At 54.0% G+C, this 15,361-nt stretch carries 14 protein-coding genes; 9 read left to right on the top strand and 5 right to left on the bottom strand.

Annotated features, from left to right (window positions below; genetic code table 11):
- The first annotated feature begins 64 nt into the window (after nucleotides 1-64).
- The 4 genes from FEM03_RS06200 to FEM03_RS06185 all read left to right on the top strand — a co-directional run bounded on the left by FEM03_RS06200 (nucleotide 65) and on the right by FEM03_RS06185 (nucleotide 2,511).
- Entirely contained in the window at nucleotides 65-736 is a 672-nt protein-coding gene (locus FEM03_RS06200; protein WP_138085322.1) for a Type 1 glutamine amidotransferase-like domain-containing protein, read from the top strand.
- Nucleotides 737-791: 55 nt separating this feature from the next.
- On the top strand, nucleotides 792-1,352 hold the full coding sequence (locus tag FEM03_RS06195; RefSeq protein WP_138085321.1) for a 2'-5' RNA ligase family protein: 561 nt from the start codon (nucleotides 792-794) through the stop codon (nucleotides 1,350-1,352).
- Nucleotides 1,353-1,455: 103 nt separating this feature from the next.
- Entirely contained in the window at nucleotides 1,456-1,992 is a 537-nt protein-coding gene (locus FEM03_RS06190) for a GNAT family N-acetyltransferase (RefSeq protein WP_138085320.1), read from the top strand.
- A 207-nt stretch (nucleotides 1,993-2,199) separates the two neighbouring features.
- Nucleotides 2,200-2,511: a DUF6714 family protein gene (locus FEM03_RS06185; RefSeq protein WP_138085319.1), complete on the top strand. Its 312-nt coding sequence runs from the start codon at nucleotides 2,200-2,202 to the stop codon at nucleotides 2,509-2,511.
- A gap of 142 nt (nucleotides 2,512-2,653) precedes the next feature.
- Here FEM03_RS06185 and FEM03_RS06180 read toward each other — a convergent pair whose 3' ends face one another.
- A complete protein-coding gene (locus tag FEM03_RS06180; protein WP_138085318.1) occupies nucleotides 2,654-3,022 on the bottom strand; it encodes a hypothetical protein in 369 nt (122 codons plus the stop codon).
- A 265-nt stretch (nucleotides 3,023-3,287) separates the two neighbouring features.
- A complete protein-coding gene (locus FEM03_RS06175; protein WP_138085317.1) occupies nucleotides 3,288-6,521 on the bottom strand; it encodes a beta strand repeat-containing protein in 3,234 nt (1,077 codons plus the stop codon).
- A 242-nt stretch (nucleotides 6,522-6,763) separates the two neighbouring features.
- On the opposite strand from FEM03_RS06175, the gene FEM03_RS06170 reads away from it, so the two are divergent.
- Both FEM03_RS06170 and FEM03_RS24705 read left to right on the top strand, forming a co-directional pair.
- On the top strand, nucleotides 6,764-7,015 hold the full coding sequence (locus FEM03_RS06170; protein WP_138085316.1) for an antitoxin: 252 nt from the start codon (nucleotides 6,764-6,766) through the stop codon (nucleotides 7,013-7,015).
- A 3-nt stretch (nucleotides 7,016-7,018) separates the two neighbouring features.
- Entirely contained in the window at nucleotides 7,019-7,456 is a 438-nt protein-coding gene (locus FEM03_RS24705; protein ID WP_206170894.1) for a PIN domain-containing protein, read from the top strand.
- Nucleotides 7,457-7,817: 361 nt separating this feature from the next.
- On the opposite strand, the gene FEM03_RS06160 is transcribed toward FEM03_RS24705, so the two are convergent.
- Complete coding sequence (locus FEM03_RS06160) at nucleotides 7,818-8,900, bottom strand: DUF4034 domain-containing protein (RefSeq protein ID WP_166442665.1); 1,083 nt, start codon at nucleotides 8,898-8,900, stop codon at nucleotides 7,818-7,820.
- Between the two features lie 188 nt (nucleotides 8,901-9,088).
- On the opposite strand from FEM03_RS06160, the gene FEM03_RS06155 reads away from it, so the two are divergent.
- Nucleotides 9,089-10,351, top strand: coding sequence for a tyrosine-type recombinase/integrase (locus FEM03_RS06155; protein ID WP_138085314.1), 1,263 nt, complete (start codon nucleotides 9,089-9,091; stop codon nucleotides 10,349-10,351).
- On the opposite strand, the gene FEM03_RS06150 is transcribed toward FEM03_RS06155, so the two are convergent.
- Complete coding sequence (locus FEM03_RS06150; RefSeq protein ID WP_138085313.1) at nucleotides 10,348-10,905, bottom strand: helix-turn-helix domain-containing protein; 558 nt, start codon at nucleotides 10,903-10,905, stop codon at nucleotides 10,348-10,350. The two genes, FEM03_RS06155 and FEM03_RS06150, sit on opposite strands and share 4 nt — an antisense overlap.
- Between FEM03_RS06150 and FEM03_RS25890 the strand changes: the two genes are divergently transcribed.
- Together FEM03_RS25890 and FEM03_RS06140 are read left to right on the top strand one after the other, a co-directional pair.
- The gene (locus FEM03_RS25890) at nucleotides 10,904-11,215 is read left to right on the top strand and encodes a helix-turn-helix domain-containing protein (RefSeq protein WP_138085312.1); all 312 of its coding nucleotides are present in this window, start codon (nucleotides 10,904-10,906) and stop codon (nucleotides 11,213-11,215) included. The genes FEM03_RS06150 and FEM03_RS25890 overlap by 2 nt on opposite strands.
- Nucleotides 11,216-11,299: 84 nt before the next feature.
- On the top strand, nucleotides 11,300-13,366 hold the full coding sequence (locus FEM03_RS06140) for a hypothetical protein (protein ID WP_138085311.1): 2,067 nt from the start codon (nucleotides 11,300-11,302) through the stop codon (nucleotides 13,364-13,366).
- A gap of 1,477 nt (nucleotides 13,367-14,843) precedes the next feature.
- Here FEM03_RS06140 and FEM03_RS06135 read toward each other — a convergent pair.
- Nucleotides 14,844-15,320, bottom strand: a complete 477-nt coding sequence (locus tag FEM03_RS06135) for a hypothetical protein (RefSeq protein ID WP_166442662.1) — start codon at nucleotides 15,318-15,320, stop codon at nucleotides 14,844-14,846.
- Nucleotides 15,321-15,361 lie beyond the last annotated feature (41 nt).

The following is a 15,361-nucleotide window of genomic DNA, read 5'->3' as shown; positions in this document are numbered from 1 at the left end:
TAAGGTCCCAATTTGAATTCGAGCTTCCCACCGCCGGTGCCACCACTCTATCGTTCTCTGAAAAATGCATCTCTACCTCTCATCTTTTCTTATCGGCGATCAAGGCCACAAGCTCGCGGAGCTCGCCCGAGGGAAGACGGCTCTGTTGGTTTCTAACGCGCTTGATTCCTCGAATAATTCCGAGCATCTCAGGCTCAAAATGGAGCGAGAGATTGGCCTGCTGGCTGACCTCGGAATTCCTGCAGAGACCTTGGATCTCCGGGACTATTTCACTTCCCAAGACATCCTATCTGAGAAGCTCGATGCAGCTGGTATGTTGTGGGTGGTCGGGGGGAACACCTTCTTGCTACGTAAGGCGATGCATCTCAGCGGACTCGACCGATTGCTCCATGGTAAGGTTGACGACGAGGACTTCCTCTACGGCGGCTACAGCGCTGGTATTTGTGTTCTTTCCCCTTCACTGAGAGGCATTCATCTGGCTGATGAACCGGAATCTCAATCCAACGGATATGAGCACCCCACAATATGGGAAGGACTTGGTATCATTGATTACTATATTGTGCCTCACTACCGATGTGACCACTTTGAATCAGAAAGCATGGAGACTGTCGTGGATTACTACCGTGAGAATGATCTTCCATATCGAGCAATTCCGGATGGCGAAGTCATCCTTGATACATCTCACAAGACAGAGAACAAGACGCTCGATTCAACGGCGGGCAACGCTCCAGTTTGAATTCGGGCTTCCCTTCCCGCCGTGGATGAGCTAGACGTTCGGAAGAAATTCCAAGATGCTACTCTGCCTCGCATATCCCCGGCTTTCTGAAGCCGACACCAAACTGATCAGCAGCTTCCGGCGTGAACACGACAAGAAATATGTGGACGTAGTTGATGCACATTGGACGATGATCTTTCCGGGCTCGTCGGAAGGAATCTCTCAAAACGACTTGGAGCGTCACATTCAAGCCGTCGCCGAAGACAGTGCAGCCGTGGATTTCACCTGCCGTTACGCTTTGGTGTATGACGATGACGGATGCGATGACTACTACATTTTCCTTGTGCCTGATGAAGGATTTTCGGGAATAAGCCTTTTACACGATCGGCTTTATGGCGATTTCATGCGTCCCAAGCTGAGATTGGACATTCCTTATGTGCCCCACATCGGAGTTGCCACGAGCAAGGATCGTGAAGAGCTTTACGAGCTAGCTACCGAATGGAACCGCAAAGGGCATGAGATCAGCGGCACAATTGACGAGCTTACCCTTTCTTCCTATGACGGAGGTCAAGTTGCGGATTTGAAGCGCTTCCCCCTGAAAAAGAGGAGAGAACAAGCCGCGCCAAGCGACCACTAGTAGCCGTTCTGTTGAGATGATTTTCCGTAACTACAACCCCAACCTCGTGAGTGACACGCGCCGCCGCTACTAGTGGTGTGTGTGCTCTACGTTCGTCAAAAGAATGAAAATCGAAACCGAGAGACTAATTCTGCGCCCTTTCTCTTGGGAGGATATCGACGACGAATTCAGCATCGTGGGCGACTCTGAGACAATGTCCTTTTACGCAAAGCCTTACACGAGAGATGAGGTTGCGAAGATAGTTTCCAAGAACATCCGAACATTCAAAGACTCAGGATATGGTCTGTTTTCGGTGATCGAGAAAGAGACTGGCAGCTATGTGGGAGACTGTGGAATCACGCTCCAGATAATCGACGGCGAAGAAGAATTAGAAGTCGGATTCAGAATCCGAAAAGAATGTTGGGGCCGGGGTTTTGCGCCAGAGGCAGCGCGTGCGATGATCCAATATGGATTTGAGAAACTAAAACTCGAGAAACTCTACAGCTACATGGCTAAGGATCACCATCAATCGAGGAGGACAGCCGAAAAAGCAGGGATGACCCTAGAAAAAGAATATCGGAATCCGAGAAATCGAGATATCATCACAACAGTCTACTCAATCTCCAACAGGGACGAACAAGGCAGTGGTGGCGAGGGCTAGCGCCGCGCCATACCTTGACGTTCGGAAGAAAATGGATGAAGAACAAGTCATCACCTTGATCAACGCAGCCTTCGCAAACGTCCCTAGACCAGCGAAGGAATCCATTACGAATTGCACGTGTGGAGAATGCCTTGAGATTCGGGATGACTTCGCGGAGAGAGATCCAGATGAGTTGTCAACAGACAGGATGCGATTCCCTCGTGGGACATGACCTTCTTTACGCCCGAGGCTCGACATTATTTTCTCCCAGGGTGGATGAGGCTTGGCATCCGGCAACCCAAGTCGGCTTACACCGACGCTGTGATAGAGCTTCTCCTCAGTGGTGGGGGGTGGGATGTTCCTCGACGCTACACCCAGGAGCAGCATCGAGCTATCGTCAGCTTCCTCGACCTGATACGGACTCGCTATGCTGACCGTGGCGACGAAGAACTAGAGGCGGTCTGGAGATGCTGGACTGAACCCGAAGGAGACACCGAAATCGAAGACTCCGAACAACCCGTGCAAGGCAACACCTACTAGCCCCTCTGTTCTCTATGCTTCCGCGTAATGTCAACGATAACCCCGCGATCAACGTTGGCTCCCGCTAGTGTAGTGCGCCATCACTTTGATGTTCGGCGTCGCTACTCGCATCCTTTAATCGAGGCCAATGATCGCCGCCAGTTCATCGAATGCCGGATTTGGTGAGGGCGGTGAGGGCTTCTCTGGCGTCGACGGGGGTTAGGGGCGCGGTGAAGGGGCCCGGTTGGAAGGTGGGATGTTTGAGCCGATGGAACCAAATGGCGATGGCGCGGGTGAGCTTGAGGGATTGGAGGGCCTGGCTTTGGGTAGCTTCACCGCTGCGGACGGCGGCGTTCGCCGACTTTCGCACGAGGTGGAAGGCCGTGGTGTTTTCGCGGCTGGCGAGGCCGCTGAGTTCGAGATCGGGTTCCTTGAAGCAGAAGGCTTCGGCTTGAGAGGCGAGTCGAAGAAGATGGGCGTTCTGCTGGCCCAGGAAGGCAAAATTGGGGGAGGAGAACGTGTTGCCGGGCATTCTCAAGTGGGGATCGATGAAGCGCGTGGGGGCAAGCTTCTATTGATACCTTGGTTTCTCGATGTAGGGCAAGTAAAATTAGGGACTCGGAGCCTGAGGCTTGGCTGGTGGAGTGGTCCGTTGGGGGAGGGGTGGTTGACTGAAGCGAAGTGAAACTTCGCGGTCCCTGTGGAAGATGGCTTGAAGGTTGGGGCGAATCGGAACGTGAAAGTTCCGCGGAAGCCGTGAGGGCTTGCGTTTTTGGTTGATCAGTTGGAAACCAGAATCAACGACGGCGGCGGGAAAGCAGGGCGCTTAGGGAGAGGGTGAGCAGCAGGGCGCGGGTGGGTTCGGGGACGACGACGACGATGAGAATGCCGTGGGTGCTGAATTGGGAGACGTCCCAAAGCAGGCCGCCGTTGAGGTTGGCGAGGAGGAGGTCGCCGCCGCCGGTGCCGCCGCTGCGGAGGTTGGTGCCGACGTTGAAGCCGCTGCCGCCGAGGGTGTTGGTCCAGTCGAGGACGTCGAAGATGTCGCCGGCTTGGGGGGAGTAGCCGTCGCCGAAGAGGGAGACGGTGACGAGGGAGTCTCCGCTGAGGCTGAGCTGACCGGAGATGTTGAGGAGATCGTGTTCGCCGCGGGTGGTGCCGTTGGTGGAGTTTTCCCAAGTGGTAATGTTGGCGGTGATGTGGTTTTGGTAGTCAAGAGTGCCGGGGGTGAGGGCGGCGAGGGTGTTGTCGGTGATGAGGGTGCCGCCAATTTGAAGGTTGATGGCTCCGCCGATGGCGTTGAGGTTGCCGTTGATGTCGAGGGTGCCGATGCTGGTGGGGTCGGCGCTGGCGGAGCTGAGGTAGTCGCCGGGGGCGATGGTGCCGCCGGGTCCGACGAGGTGGGTGGTGGTGGCGGTGCCGGCGATGGTGCCGGTGCCGATGAGCAGGCCGCTGTCGATGACGGTGAGGAGGTTGGTGGCGAGGTTGTTGCCGGTTCGACCGTTGTCGCGGGCGCTGGCGGTGCCGCCGGTGCCGACTTCGAGGATGCCGTTGTTGACGGTGGTGGCACCGGTGTAGGTGTTGGCGCTGCCGAGGGTTTGGCGGGCGGTGCCGGTTTTGATGAGGGCGAGGTTGCCGGTGATGAGGCTGTTGTTGGAGGTGGCCCCGTAGGTTTGGTCGGTGCTGTTGTTGAGGGTGAGGGTGGAGGCGGTGGTGGTGTCGCGGTTGGTGACGACGTTGCTCATGCTGGTGCCGGTGCCGGCGTCGGAGAGGCCTGCGATGGTTTGATGGTAGCCGTTGAGGTTGAGCTCGGTGGCAGCGGCATTGGAGCTGTTGCCGAGGGTGACGATGGTGTTGGTGGGGAGGCGGTCGTGGTTGTCTTCGAGGCGGGTGGTGCCGACGACGATGAAGGTGTTGCGCCAGGTGTTGGTGGCGCTGCCGCCGATGGCGACAATGCCGCTGAGGCCTTCGCTGCGGATGCCGAGGTCGAAGTTGTTGCCGAGGTCGGAGATCTGGCCGAGGAGGAGGAGGGTGGTGCTGTTGGTGGCGCCGACGCGGGTGCCGTTGGTGCCGCCGCCGTTGCCGGAGCCGAGGATGATGTTGCCAGCCCAGGTGTTGATCTGGTTGCCGCCGCCGATGGAACGGAGGGCTCCCATGCTGCTGGGGTTGCCGCCTGAGCCATTGATGGTGATGGTTTCGCTGGCGACGGTGATGCCGCCGGTGAGTTCGACGCGTCCGGTGTCGGCGACGATGGTGCCGTTGGCGGTGGTGCCGCCGGTGCCGAGGGCGTCGGCGTTGGTGATGCGCAGAACGGTGTTGGCACCGACGTTGGTTTGGCCGGAGTAGGTGTTGGTGTTGGTGAGGACGAGGGTGCCGAGGCCGCTGCCAGCGCCGGTTTTGGCGAGGGTGAGGGCGAGGGTGCCGTCGTCGCCGATGCCGTCGCCATCGCGCAGGATGCCGGCGTAGGTTTGGGTGATGTCGGGGACGGCTGGGACGGTGAAGCGGAGGGTGAGCGTGCCGGTGCCGACGTTGTTGTTTTCGATGATGCCGGTGCCGTCGAGTCCGCCGATGGTTTCGGCGAAGCTGTTGAGCTGGAAGATGCCAGCGTTGGGGCCGGTGCCGTTGAGGGTGATGAGGGAGGTGTCGGCGATTTGCTGGCTTTGGCCGAGGCGGAGGATGTCTTGTCCGGTGCCGTCGCCGATGGTGATGGGTCCGTTGATGGCGAGGGTGCCGGCGGTGGCTTTGTTGAGGACGAGGGTGCCGCCGTTGATGAGGGTCTGGCCGGTGTAGGTGTTGCTGCTGGTGCCCTGCATGGTGAAGGTGCCGGTGCCGGTTTTGATGAATTCGAGGTTGCCGTTGATGAGGCCGGTGCCGCTGGCGGCGTTGGAGCCGAAGGTGTAGTCGGTGTTGTTGTTGAGGGTGAGGGTGGAGAGGTTGACGAGGTCGGTGTTGGTGAGGGTCTGGCCCATGGTGGTGCCGGCGGTGCGCAGGCCGCCGAGGGTCTGGCTGGTGCCGTTGAGGTCGACGGCGGCGAAGGCGACGTTGGTGCCGTTGCCGATTTCGAGGACGGTGGTGGCGGGGAGGCGGTTGTTGCCGCCGGAGAGCTGGACGGTGCCGACCACGGCGTAGGTGTTGCCCCAGGAGTTGTTGGTGCCGGAGAGGATGACTTTGCCGCTGTTGCCGTCGGTGCGGATGGCGAGGTCGCCGGTGCCGGTGATGGTGCCGCTGATGTTGAGGGTGGAGTTGTTGCCGATGGCACCGAGGCGGTTGGCGCCGTTGCCGGAGGAGATGCTGACGGCTCCGGTCCAGGTGGCGGTGTTGCCGCCGCTGGCGCGCAGGGCACCGTTGTTGTCGCCGCCATTGCCGGTGAGGGAAAGGGTTTCTCCGGTGATGGTGAGGTCGCCCGCGGTGGTGTCGAGGTCGATACGGGTGCCATTGGCGACGGTGGTGGTGCCGATGGTGCTGCCGAAGGCGGTGTTGCTGGTGGCTCTGAGGATGCCGGCGTTGATGTTGAGGTTGCCGTCGAAGGTGTTGTTGCCGGACAGGGTGAGGGTGCCTGCGCCGGTTTTGATGATGCCTCCGGTGCCGCTGATGTCGCCGCTGATGGTGAGGTTGGCGGTGGTGCTGCCGCTGTTGACGGTGCGCTGGGTGGCGTCGGAGAAAGCGAGGTTGAGGTCGATGGTTTGCAGGTTGCTGCTGCTGTTGGTGATGTTGCCGGCAAGGGTGATGGCGGTGCCGCTGAGGGTGAAGGCTCCGGCACCGGCGCTGAAGGTGATGCCATTGGCGGTGAGGCTGGCGAGGTCGTTGAAAGGGGTGAGGCGGGTGGTGCCGCCAAAGGTGTAGGCGAGGCTGCTGGATGCTGTGGGCGGGGTGCCGGTCCAGTTGGTGGATTCGGACCAGTTGTCGGTTGGGCCAAGGCCGTTCCAAGTGGCGGTTTGGGCGTGGATGTTGGGGGCGAGATGGAGGAGGATCAGCAGCAGGAGTGCGCCGCCGAGGCTTCGTGCCTGGGAGTTGGATAAGTGGCGTGACATGGGAGATAGAGGAGGGTGCGTCGATGGGCGGAAACGCCGGAGGTTTCCTGTTCAGACTAGGGAAAGTTGTTCACGATGACAATCCCAAAAGGTTGGTGGGTGGGATGGGGATTTGAAGCGATTTAGTTTTAGCCAACAATGGGCTTTGGACCAGAGGTTGGTGAGCTGAGAAGGCTATCAATGGGTATTCGCCCAAAGCATATGAATATTGACTAAAACGCCACAGAGGGTAAAATGCCATCATGATCAAAACGCAAGTGCAGCTTCCGGATGAGCTCTATCATACTGCGAAAGCAATTGCTGAGCAGCGGGAGTGGTCGTTGGCGGAGGTGGTGCGTCGTGGCATTGAACACATGGCGCTGGCGTATCCTGTCAGGCCAGCCAGCAAGGCGTGGCAACTGCCGATGTTGAAGGAGGGGCAATTTCGGCCAGACTTTGATCAAATCGATTTCAAGGCACTGGCCGAAAGCGATGAGCTCAGAGAAAGTGAGTGAAGCATGATTAGCATCGATACCAATCTGTTGTTGTATTCCCTGAATCCCGCCTCTTCATGGCACAGCTCCGCCGTTGAATTTCTGCAGCAACATTTCGGCGATCCGGCCAAGCGTGTTGTGCTCACAGATTATGTTCTCGTCGAACTGTATGTCTTGCTTCGAAACCCGGCGCTGATGTCGCAACCGCTCAGTGCCAAGTCGGCGCGAGATTTGGTGACCGCTTATTGGGACATCCCAAACGTGATGAGAATCGAGAATGCCAATGTGATGGATCAAGTATGGAAGCTGGCCGGAGCCAGGGACTTTGCCCGTCGCCGGGTTTTCGATGCGCGGCTTGCGCTCACGCTGCGCCAGAGCGGTGTGACACATTTTGCCACGTCGAACGTGAAGGACTTTCAGGGCTGGGGATTTCAAAAAGTTTGGAACCCGCTGTTGGCGTGAAGTTGATGTGGTTGAGCGTAGCGACACCACCCGATGTGAGACAAAGAAAAAATTTCACCCCGGCAGGGGTGATAGAGGGGGGTTTAAGTGTTGGTGGCTGCGGTGGCATCCCTGTCGGGATGCGGGGTCGGGGGGGACGGGGTTCCGGTGGTGTCGCTCGGGGCGAGCTAACCACCGGCTACGGGCTGTGAAGCCTCTGGCTTCGGCAGAGGGGTGTTTGGAGTGTGGAGGGAAACGCGGGGCTCGATGACGAACTCCGTTGGCGTGGTGGGTTGGGGGGGTCGGCTGACCCAAGGTTCGAGAACTCTGGGCTTAGTCACTGAACGGCATCCACAGGGCAGATGGAAGATCGGATCCAGCCCTACCACTTACCGGTGCGGGCCCATTTACGGTAGTGCACGAAACTTTCCTTGGAGGGCCAGACGGTGCTTTTTTCCAGATAGCGGTCGCCGAGTTCACCAAAGTAGACTTTGGCAGAGGCATTGTCGTAGGCATTGGTGGCCAGCATCGCGGCGTAACTGAGGAGTTCCAAGGAATCGGGGTATTTTTTGAGCAGGATGTCGAGCCCTTCCTTGGTCTTGGGCCAGGAGGCTTTGGAGTTTTTAAACACGTTTTTATGGAAGTCCAGCATGTGCATCACGATGCGGGCATAGACCTCGACGCCGGGACCATCCGGGCGCTCAGCGGCTTCGGAAGCAAAGGCTTCCCACTCCCCTGGCTCCCCATACCAGCGAGGCAGCAGTGAATAAGCACGGGCGACATCGTAGTCCCAGAAGGTGGGCTCCGCCGCTCGGCCCTCAACGACAATTTTATCCCAGGCGGGTTTATCGGGACCTTTGCCAAGTGCCACACGCAGAGCGACAAGGTGTAGGACAGGATCTTTTTCTTTCTCTGGCACCGCCAGCTGGCGCGCTTCGGCAAGGACCTCATCGGCTTTCGAGAGACGTTGCCCCATCAGTCTCCAGCCCTCAGGGGTCACGGTGTCGGCATACCCAGTGCCGCGTGCATGCCAGGCGTAGTCGGTGAGGAAATCGGCATAGGCGATGCGGGCGGTGAGAGAGTTCGGAAATGCCTTGAGCCAGGCGTTGAGCGTGTCCTCAGTGACGTTCCAGATTCCCTGGGCGTCCCGGTTCTTTCGCTCGAAGGCCCGATAGAACTGAGCGATTTTCCATGAGCCATTGCCAAAGACTTCCTTGCTGGCGCGGGCGGCGGAAGCTTCCTTTTCCAACTCATCGAACTTCTGAGCGTAGAAGTGTTCGGCCAATTTCTTGCGATAGGCTTCGACCTTCTCCGCAACGGGATCAGTGACGGGCTGGAGGCGAAGGGCTTCAAGCGCCTCTTCCTGATCAATGTTCTCGGCAATGACCTTGGGCTTTGAACCGCTTCGAGGTCGGTCATTGGAGTCGCGGGAATCGCAGGCGGAGAGAAGGGCGATGCAAGCCAAAACTTGTCCGTATATAACCGTCCGTGTGTGTCTCTTTTGGTGCGCCATGTTTTGCGTGCGTCGAATTCTCCGCGAAGAAGAGAAGTTAAATCATCCTGGTTTTCAACCAGCTCAAATACCGCTGGTGGGACTCGAACCCACACGATGATCGCTCATCAACGGATTTTAAGTCCGTTGCGTTTGTTGAGTTGAGTGGGAAGAAAGCTTTGCATCCTCTTAAAATCCGCTTATTTCGTTTGATTTCATTATCTTTCGTTTCTATTCATAATCGGATGCCTCGAAGTAGTCAACATTCTCGAAAACCCATTTATAGAAAGCGATTCGGTGGTGTGACGATATCCGTCCAACGCTGTAAAAAGCCTGGATATGAAGCAATCGCTGTGATCCGTAGAGATGGCGCAATCTTGGAGCAAAAATATTGCGGAACTCAGGCAGAAGGGAAGGCTTTGGGAGAGAAGTGGGCTATTGGAGCAGGGAATTTGGGTGCTGAGGTTGCAGCATCCGTTTCGGAAAGTGAGCAAAGACGTTTTCTGGAGCACAAAAATTCGCTGGCACCGTTTGGGAAAACTGTTTGCGATGCAGTTCGATTCTATCTTGAGCATCTGCGTGCAAAGCATTCTTCGCGGATGATTGAGGATGTCGTAGATGCACTACTAATAAAAAAGCAGAAGAAAAAGGTGAGCAAACGCTATCAAGAGGATCTGCAAAATCGGCTGACACGATTTCAAACCAGTTTTGCTGGAAGGGAAATTGCTGAAATTGAAAAGTCAGAAGTTGAAGAGTGGCTTGAATCTTTAAATGTAGAGCCCGTAACGTATAACAATTACAGACGCCTCCTTAATGTATTGTGGTCCTTTGCCCACGATCAACAGTGGGCGCAAGGCAACATTATCACACGAATCGATCCTAGAAATGTAAAAGCAGAGCCACCGGGAATTCTCAGCGTGGAAAGCGTGCGTAAAATTTTGCAGGCCGCCGACGTGGCCGCTGTTCCTTATCTTAGCATTGCGTTTTTCGGCGGTCTCCGAGATGCCGAGCTGAAGCGGCTTGCATGGAAGGACGTGAATTTCCATACGAAGCATATTAGGATTAGAGCTACTGTTGCAAAGGGGGGTAGGGAGCGACTGGTGCCACTCAGTTCCAACCTCCAGGCGTGGCTGGAACCATACAAGGATACACAAGGCTTGATTGCACCATCGAACCTGCGAACGCTTCTTGATCGAGCCAAGCAGAAAGCCAAATTGGTGGAATGGCCACATGACGCTACGAGGCACAGTTTCGGGACTTATGAGATGGCCAGAACCCGGGACATTGGAACGGTATCGGAGATAATGGGAAATTCTCCCGCAGTGGTGAAGCGCCACTATCAGGCAGCGGTTCAGTTCGACCTCGGAGACGAATATTTCAGTATCTTTCCCTCTCCTGAGCGCCTTGTGCAGGAGAAGCGTTAGAGATCAAGTTTAGCACTCCATGCAGAAAGGCTGCCGGTTAGCCGGACTCGTTCCTTAGGCTTCCGTATAAACTGAGCAAAGAACCCCTTGGGAGGTCTTTTGCCATTATTGAGCGATTCTGCCATCGTCATCAACAAGTTGAAGCCATGCTCTGTATTGGTAGCAGAACCAATGACTTCAAGTGCAAGCAGGACTTCTCGGCTGAAATTGCAAAAAAGATTGCCTATCGTATCTTCCGAGATAGTTCGAATCTTCGAGGTAACCCGCCATAATCCTTCCTCTTCGGTTGGAAGCTGAAGTGCGTCCAGTGTGTCCATGAAATAAGCATCCAATAGCGCGACACCATACTTCCGATTCGGCGTTTCTCTAAGCTCCCGCAGGTCTTCGTCAAAATATCCCAGAATCTTCCGGTAGGTCTCAATTTTTCCCGGCTCGCCTTTAATGAGCTTCCCAATCATGGTATGACTAAGGCCCACCTCCCGAGCGAAATGGCTTTGAGTCATATTTAAATTTTGTAGAACGTCTTGTAGGGCTGCTGAAAATCGTGTGCGCATGCGATTTAGCATTACGCAACAATTCATGAGAATGCAATATTTTGTGAATTTATGCTTGCCACTACAAGAAAATCCAGTAGTTAGTGTCGTGAAGAAACCGACCCATCAACTTGATGACTATAGAAGCGAAGAGTTCCGACCTTTGCTTGGGAAATCCCAGATCGCGCGCCAGTATGGTGTTTCCGTGAGGACGATCGACAATTGGATGGCACGAAGGGTCGTGCCCTATACCAAAATTGGTCGCACCGTCCGTTTTGATAAAGCGCTTGTTTCAGAAGCTCTCGAGAAATTTAGAGTGGCCTCGAATTAAATTGTAGTGGCGAGGTGTCCATTGCTTCCTCCCTTGGGCACCTCGCAAATTCTAATAAGCAAATCCCAACACACTCCAATTTAAATGGTAAACATCATTAGTCAAAAAATTCCGCCTAATACTGTAGGGAACAATCACAGTTACTCACGCTACAGCAACCCCACGAGGCCGTTGAACAGATTGGGCAAACAGTTCGACCGGGTAATCGCCGCTGACTACCCGGAAGATATTCTCACGGCAGTTGAAAACAGCGACAAGACGCTGAAGGAGTTGGATGAGATCAAAACCTACCGACAGTTCAGCAAGAGGAGCATTCGCCTCCTAACGAAGCATGCTCCGGTGTACTACCGTAAAGGCCAAGGAACGCGGAATTATTTGATTAAGCGCACTCGCAAACGCAAGTGGTCCGCTATCGAGCTATTTTCAACAATCAGCTCTCTTTGCTCAAATGTGCTCGATGTGTGCTGGGCGGACAACAAAGCGCTCGGGCGCATGTCGGAACGCGGTGAAACCGCAATTAAACGTGCGTTGGCATTTTTAGAGTCAGAAGGCTCGATTAGCCGTTTGCTCGTTAATGACGGCGTCGACACCATGCGATTGCTGAAAACCAACGTCGACAAACGAACTCCGGGAAAGAAGGTCAAAGTGCAACTTAAAGACCTTCCGCTGTATGGGCGTCAATTTACACCCTATTGGGGCTACTTGGCGCTAACGATGGCATTTCGCTGCATTGCGTCACCGTCGATGTGGGGAAGCTCTTATCTTGGCGGCGCAATGGGATTGTATGTTGAAGAAGCGCCCAACGGATTGTTGGAAGGATGCAAAGAGCAGCTGCGCACGTTGTTTCCGCACATCGGAATCGAAATTGCATACAAGCGTGTCGACGAGCAGACTTTGACGCGCATTTGGGTTACGGACGGCAAAGGCAACACATTGTGTGTCGCCAAAGAGTTTGATAGCAAATTCGTCGACTTGAACGGTATTTTGCGCGCAGCGGGTCTTTGCTGGCTGGAAGTTGACGTTGAGAAGGGCACGTTGGTTGAACATCTGGAGAAGCCGCACAAGTGGGAAATCGATCCAGAGTCTGACGCCAAGAGGAAAAAGTCGACCCGAATTCTTAACGTTTCTGACGTCACCGGGAGTAGCGATCTACCTAGTGAAACGCTTCATTTCGAGGAAGCAGAACCTGAGCCCGATAGGGACCTACATAATAAGATAAGAAGTACAAGTACTTCTAGCACCCCTTGCCCTCTAAAGAGGGATTCGGAAATTTCTTCCAGCAGAGCAGTCGCGGCTGAGGCAGGCGCAGCAGAACAGGCTTCGCCTCAGGCGCTGCTAGAAGAGGCCGTTATAGAGGAGCAGCTCTCCCCGGAGGGTCCTGGCACAGCAGCAGGTCGGGCGAAGCCCAAGAGGCTGCCTGTTGTAGGGACGCATGGTCTTCTGGCTGGGATGCGGAAGCAAGAAAGCATAATTGGCTTGGAAGAAGCTCATATCGTAGGAACAGGAGAGCGCATGCTGCCACTATTCCCGGGCACCGCGAAGCGTTACAAGGATCCTCGACCAGTATGCGTGTATGTCTTTGACGAAGATCGCAATCTAGAAGCTGTCTATAAAAGAGACGAAGGCACTATTCCCGGTAAAAATGCAGCTCCAGAAGAAAAAGAACATCAAGGCTACGTTCCCGGTTACGCTCCCACCGGTGCGGATGTCACTTTGGCGTTGCAGGACGACAGCATCTACGACTGGATTGCACGTGCTAAAGGTTTGAATAGCAGGTTCAGTGGCGGAATCCTACAAGATCCACTGGCGCACAGGTTTAGTGCTTTGTTCCCAAGTCTCGTGTGGTCCCGGAAAATTGTGTACGACTGGTTCCGTTTACGTAAAAACGGGGTGTTCGACGAAGACACGTTGGATTTCTTGGAGTGGACACTCAAAGGTATCCCTCTGAAAGTTTTGACGCCTGATGCACCATTTATTGGTTTGTTCGGCTATTTAAGAAGACTGGAGCCTGAGCAGGTTGAAGCGTGGTGGGTGCTGCATCGTACGCACTTGTCCGCAAATAACGTCGATACCGCTAAATTTGCGGAAGAGTGGTTGCAGAAGAAAATCAAAGATTCCAAACCGCGCTCCCTCCTTAAAACTGCTGCCTGAAAAGGAGGCCATACTTCACTCACAATGCGAAATTGTCCCGCATGGCACGAATTTGTAGGCTGCACTCGATTCAGTCTTTTTAAGGTTGGCCCCGAAATCGCGTCCGAGTCTTCTCTGCCTGCTCAGTAAGCAGATTGTTGGCACGGCCTCCGCAAAAATAACCGACTAACACTTAACCCGGTCCGAACTCTGGGCGCTGATCACGTCACCGTTGCGGTCAACCATCCAGATACGTGTCAATGTTTCAGCACTAACATGTTAGATCGCAATTTTGATGCTATCTTGAAAATGTGAGCGAAAGCTGCTATTTGTAACTTTCGAGCACTCAGATTGGCAATTCATCAATATGCAGCGCTAAAGCGTCATTAGTGAATTTGCCGCCCGACATGATCGGAGTTTCAATACAAAGAGATGCGATAGTTAAAAACGAGATATTCCCAATCACGAATGAACTGTACGCCATAAGGTGGCAAATCGCGAGATTTCCTGGTTTCGACGTTTTTTTGTGCACTTTTGTCGTCGATATGCATTGTTTAGCAACTGAACGCTGTTAGCGCCGTAATTGGTGACAAATCGGCTAATTACGCATTTTTCCACCAAAAGCGACCATGCGCGTTTAACAGATGCTTGTGAGCATTCACTCATGCGTTCCGCAGCCATTGTGTTGTCGGCGCATCAAACGTCAAAAGCGTTGGCTTAATGCGGAGTTAGGGCTTGAAACGGGTAAATTGCCGAAATTGCCATTTGCGCGTCTTTTCCGAAGTAGTTTTGGATGAAGAATGGTTTTATCGCTAAAGCACAGGCACGTTGTTTACGGATCTCCAAATGGCCCGCATCAACGATTTGACGACATCTTGGCTCTTTTATCCTTATAAATGGGCAATCGTCATCAACTCAGGGTGGGATTCATCAGGGAATTACTTAGTGATTACCCAGGGAGGCGCATCGGCTTCATGAGGGGATTATTTATGCGCAAACGCGTTCCTCAACAGCATTTTGTAAGTTGTTGATGATCAACCTTTTACAACCAGAAATTATAACTTGTATACTTTTATTTTTCGCGAAACTTTATAACGACTAAATCTCTATAACATTCATATTGAGGGGATTAGTATGAAATAACACTAAAACGATTGAAGATTCATAAGTTTATAATTATAAAGTTTTGAGCCATAGAACTTTATAAAAAGCTTGGTACCGGTGTCCGTGATCCGAAAAACGGTAATCTTGGAAAATCACACTATACTCTCCAAGTGAAGCGAATTGTGACAATCAGGTCCGACAGATACCTCGTCTCACTTTAAATGAGAAATTATTGGGAAATAGAGGCATTAAACTCGCCTTGAGCTGATGCGAGCCTCCTCCCGATTCGGCTAGAAAACAAAACGCTCTAGCACCGACATCTCGGGAAAAACCGCTTTGCCCCGCATTTTTTTCAACGGCACGTAACAAGTGACTTCGGAAAAGACCCCGAGAGTCATTCACCTGCAACGGATCTCGGAATGCGAGCGCCATGTGCTGCCGCGACCTGAGTCAGCGTGAAGTAGGTTTCATTGATCTGCTGATTTGCTACGGCCACATCGCTACTTGTCTTCCCAATCCATGCGGGGTTGTCAGTGAGGCCTGCTAAAAAGCCTTCCAAAAATGCTGTGCCGAGCGTGTTTTTCGCGAGATATTCTTCTGCATTTTGCCATGCAAAAACATGAACCTGAAAGGCCATTCGAAAATCTCCCGGGCATGCAGAGACGTCAACCCTCTGAAACTCTGTGGCGATGAACCTCGCTTGAATCCCTTGGTCTTGTTCATACTGCGCGCTTGCAGAACCAATCGCTGCACATTGGTTGAGCACGTCTGTGATCGCATCACCCGGAGATGGCGAGCAGCCAGGGAGGCAAATGGCTACAAGCAACAAGAAGAGAATAGACTCTACCAAACCTAGAAATCGGACGCCCATAAGAGTGTGGAGAACGCGCATTTAAAATTCTCAACTTCAGG

This window comes from Phragmitibacter flavus, from assembly GCF_005780165.1.
Classification (GTDB): domain Bacteria; phylum Verrucomicrobiota; class Verrucomicrobiia; order Verrucomicrobiales; family Verrucomicrobiaceae; genus Phragmitibacter; species Phragmitibacter flavus.
The sequence above is the reverse complement of the archived record's forward strand: the minus strand, read 5'-3'. Positions and strand labels throughout refer to the sequence as shown.

What these genes read in the sequence shown, in the direction of transcription:
- FEM03_RS06200 (WP_138085322.1), top strand. Translation starts at nt 65, where the DNA reads ATGCATCTCTACCTCTCATCTTTTCTTATCGGCGATCAAGGCCACAAG.
- FEM03_RS06195 (WP_138085321.1), top strand. Translation starts at nt 792, where the DNA reads ATGCTACTCTGCCTCGCATATCCCCGGCTTTCTGAAGCCGACACCAAA.
- FEM03_RS06190 (WP_138085320.1), top strand. Translation starts at nt 1,456, where the DNA reads ATGAAAATCGAAACCGAGAGACTAATTCTGCGCCCTTTCTCTTGGGAG.
- FEM03_RS06185 (WP_138085319.1), top strand. Translation starts at nt 2,200, where the DNA reads ATGACCTTCTTTACGCCCGAGGCTCGACATTATTTTCTCCCAGGGTGG.
- FEM03_RS06180 (WP_138085318.1), bottom strand. Translation starts at nt 3,022, where the DNA reads ATGCCCGGCAACACGTTCTCCTCCCCCAATTTTGCCTTCCTGGGCCAG.
- FEM03_RS06175 (WP_138085317.1), bottom strand. Translation starts at nt 6,521, where the DNA reads ATGTCACGCCACTTATCCAACTCCCAGGCACGAAGCCTCGGCGGCGCA.
- FEM03_RS06170 (WP_138085316.1), top strand. Translation starts at nt 6,764, where the DNA reads ATGATCAAAACGCAAGTGCAGCTTCCGGATGAGCTCTATCATACTGCG.
- FEM03_RS24705 (WP_206170894.1), top strand. Translation starts at nt 7,019, where the DNA reads ATGATTAGCATCGATACCAATCTGTTGTTGTATTCCCTGAATCCCGCC.
- FEM03_RS25890 (WP_138085312.1), top strand. Translation starts at nt 10,904, where the DNA reads ATGCGATTTAGCATTACGCAACAATTCATGAGAATGCAATATTTTGTG.
- FEM03_RS06150 (WP_138085313.1), bottom strand. Translation starts at nt 10,905, where the DNA reads ATGCGCACACGATTTTCAGCAGCCCTACAAGACGTTCTACAAAATTTA.
- FEM03_RS06140 (WP_138085311.1), top strand. Translation starts at nt 11,300, where the DNA reads ATGGTAAACATCATTAGTCAAAAAATTCCGCCTAATACTGTAGGGAAC.
- FEM03_RS06135 (WP_166442662.1), bottom strand. Translation starts at nt 15,320, where the DNA reads ATGGGCGTCCGATTTCTAGGTTTGGTAGAGTCTATTCTCTTCTTGTTG.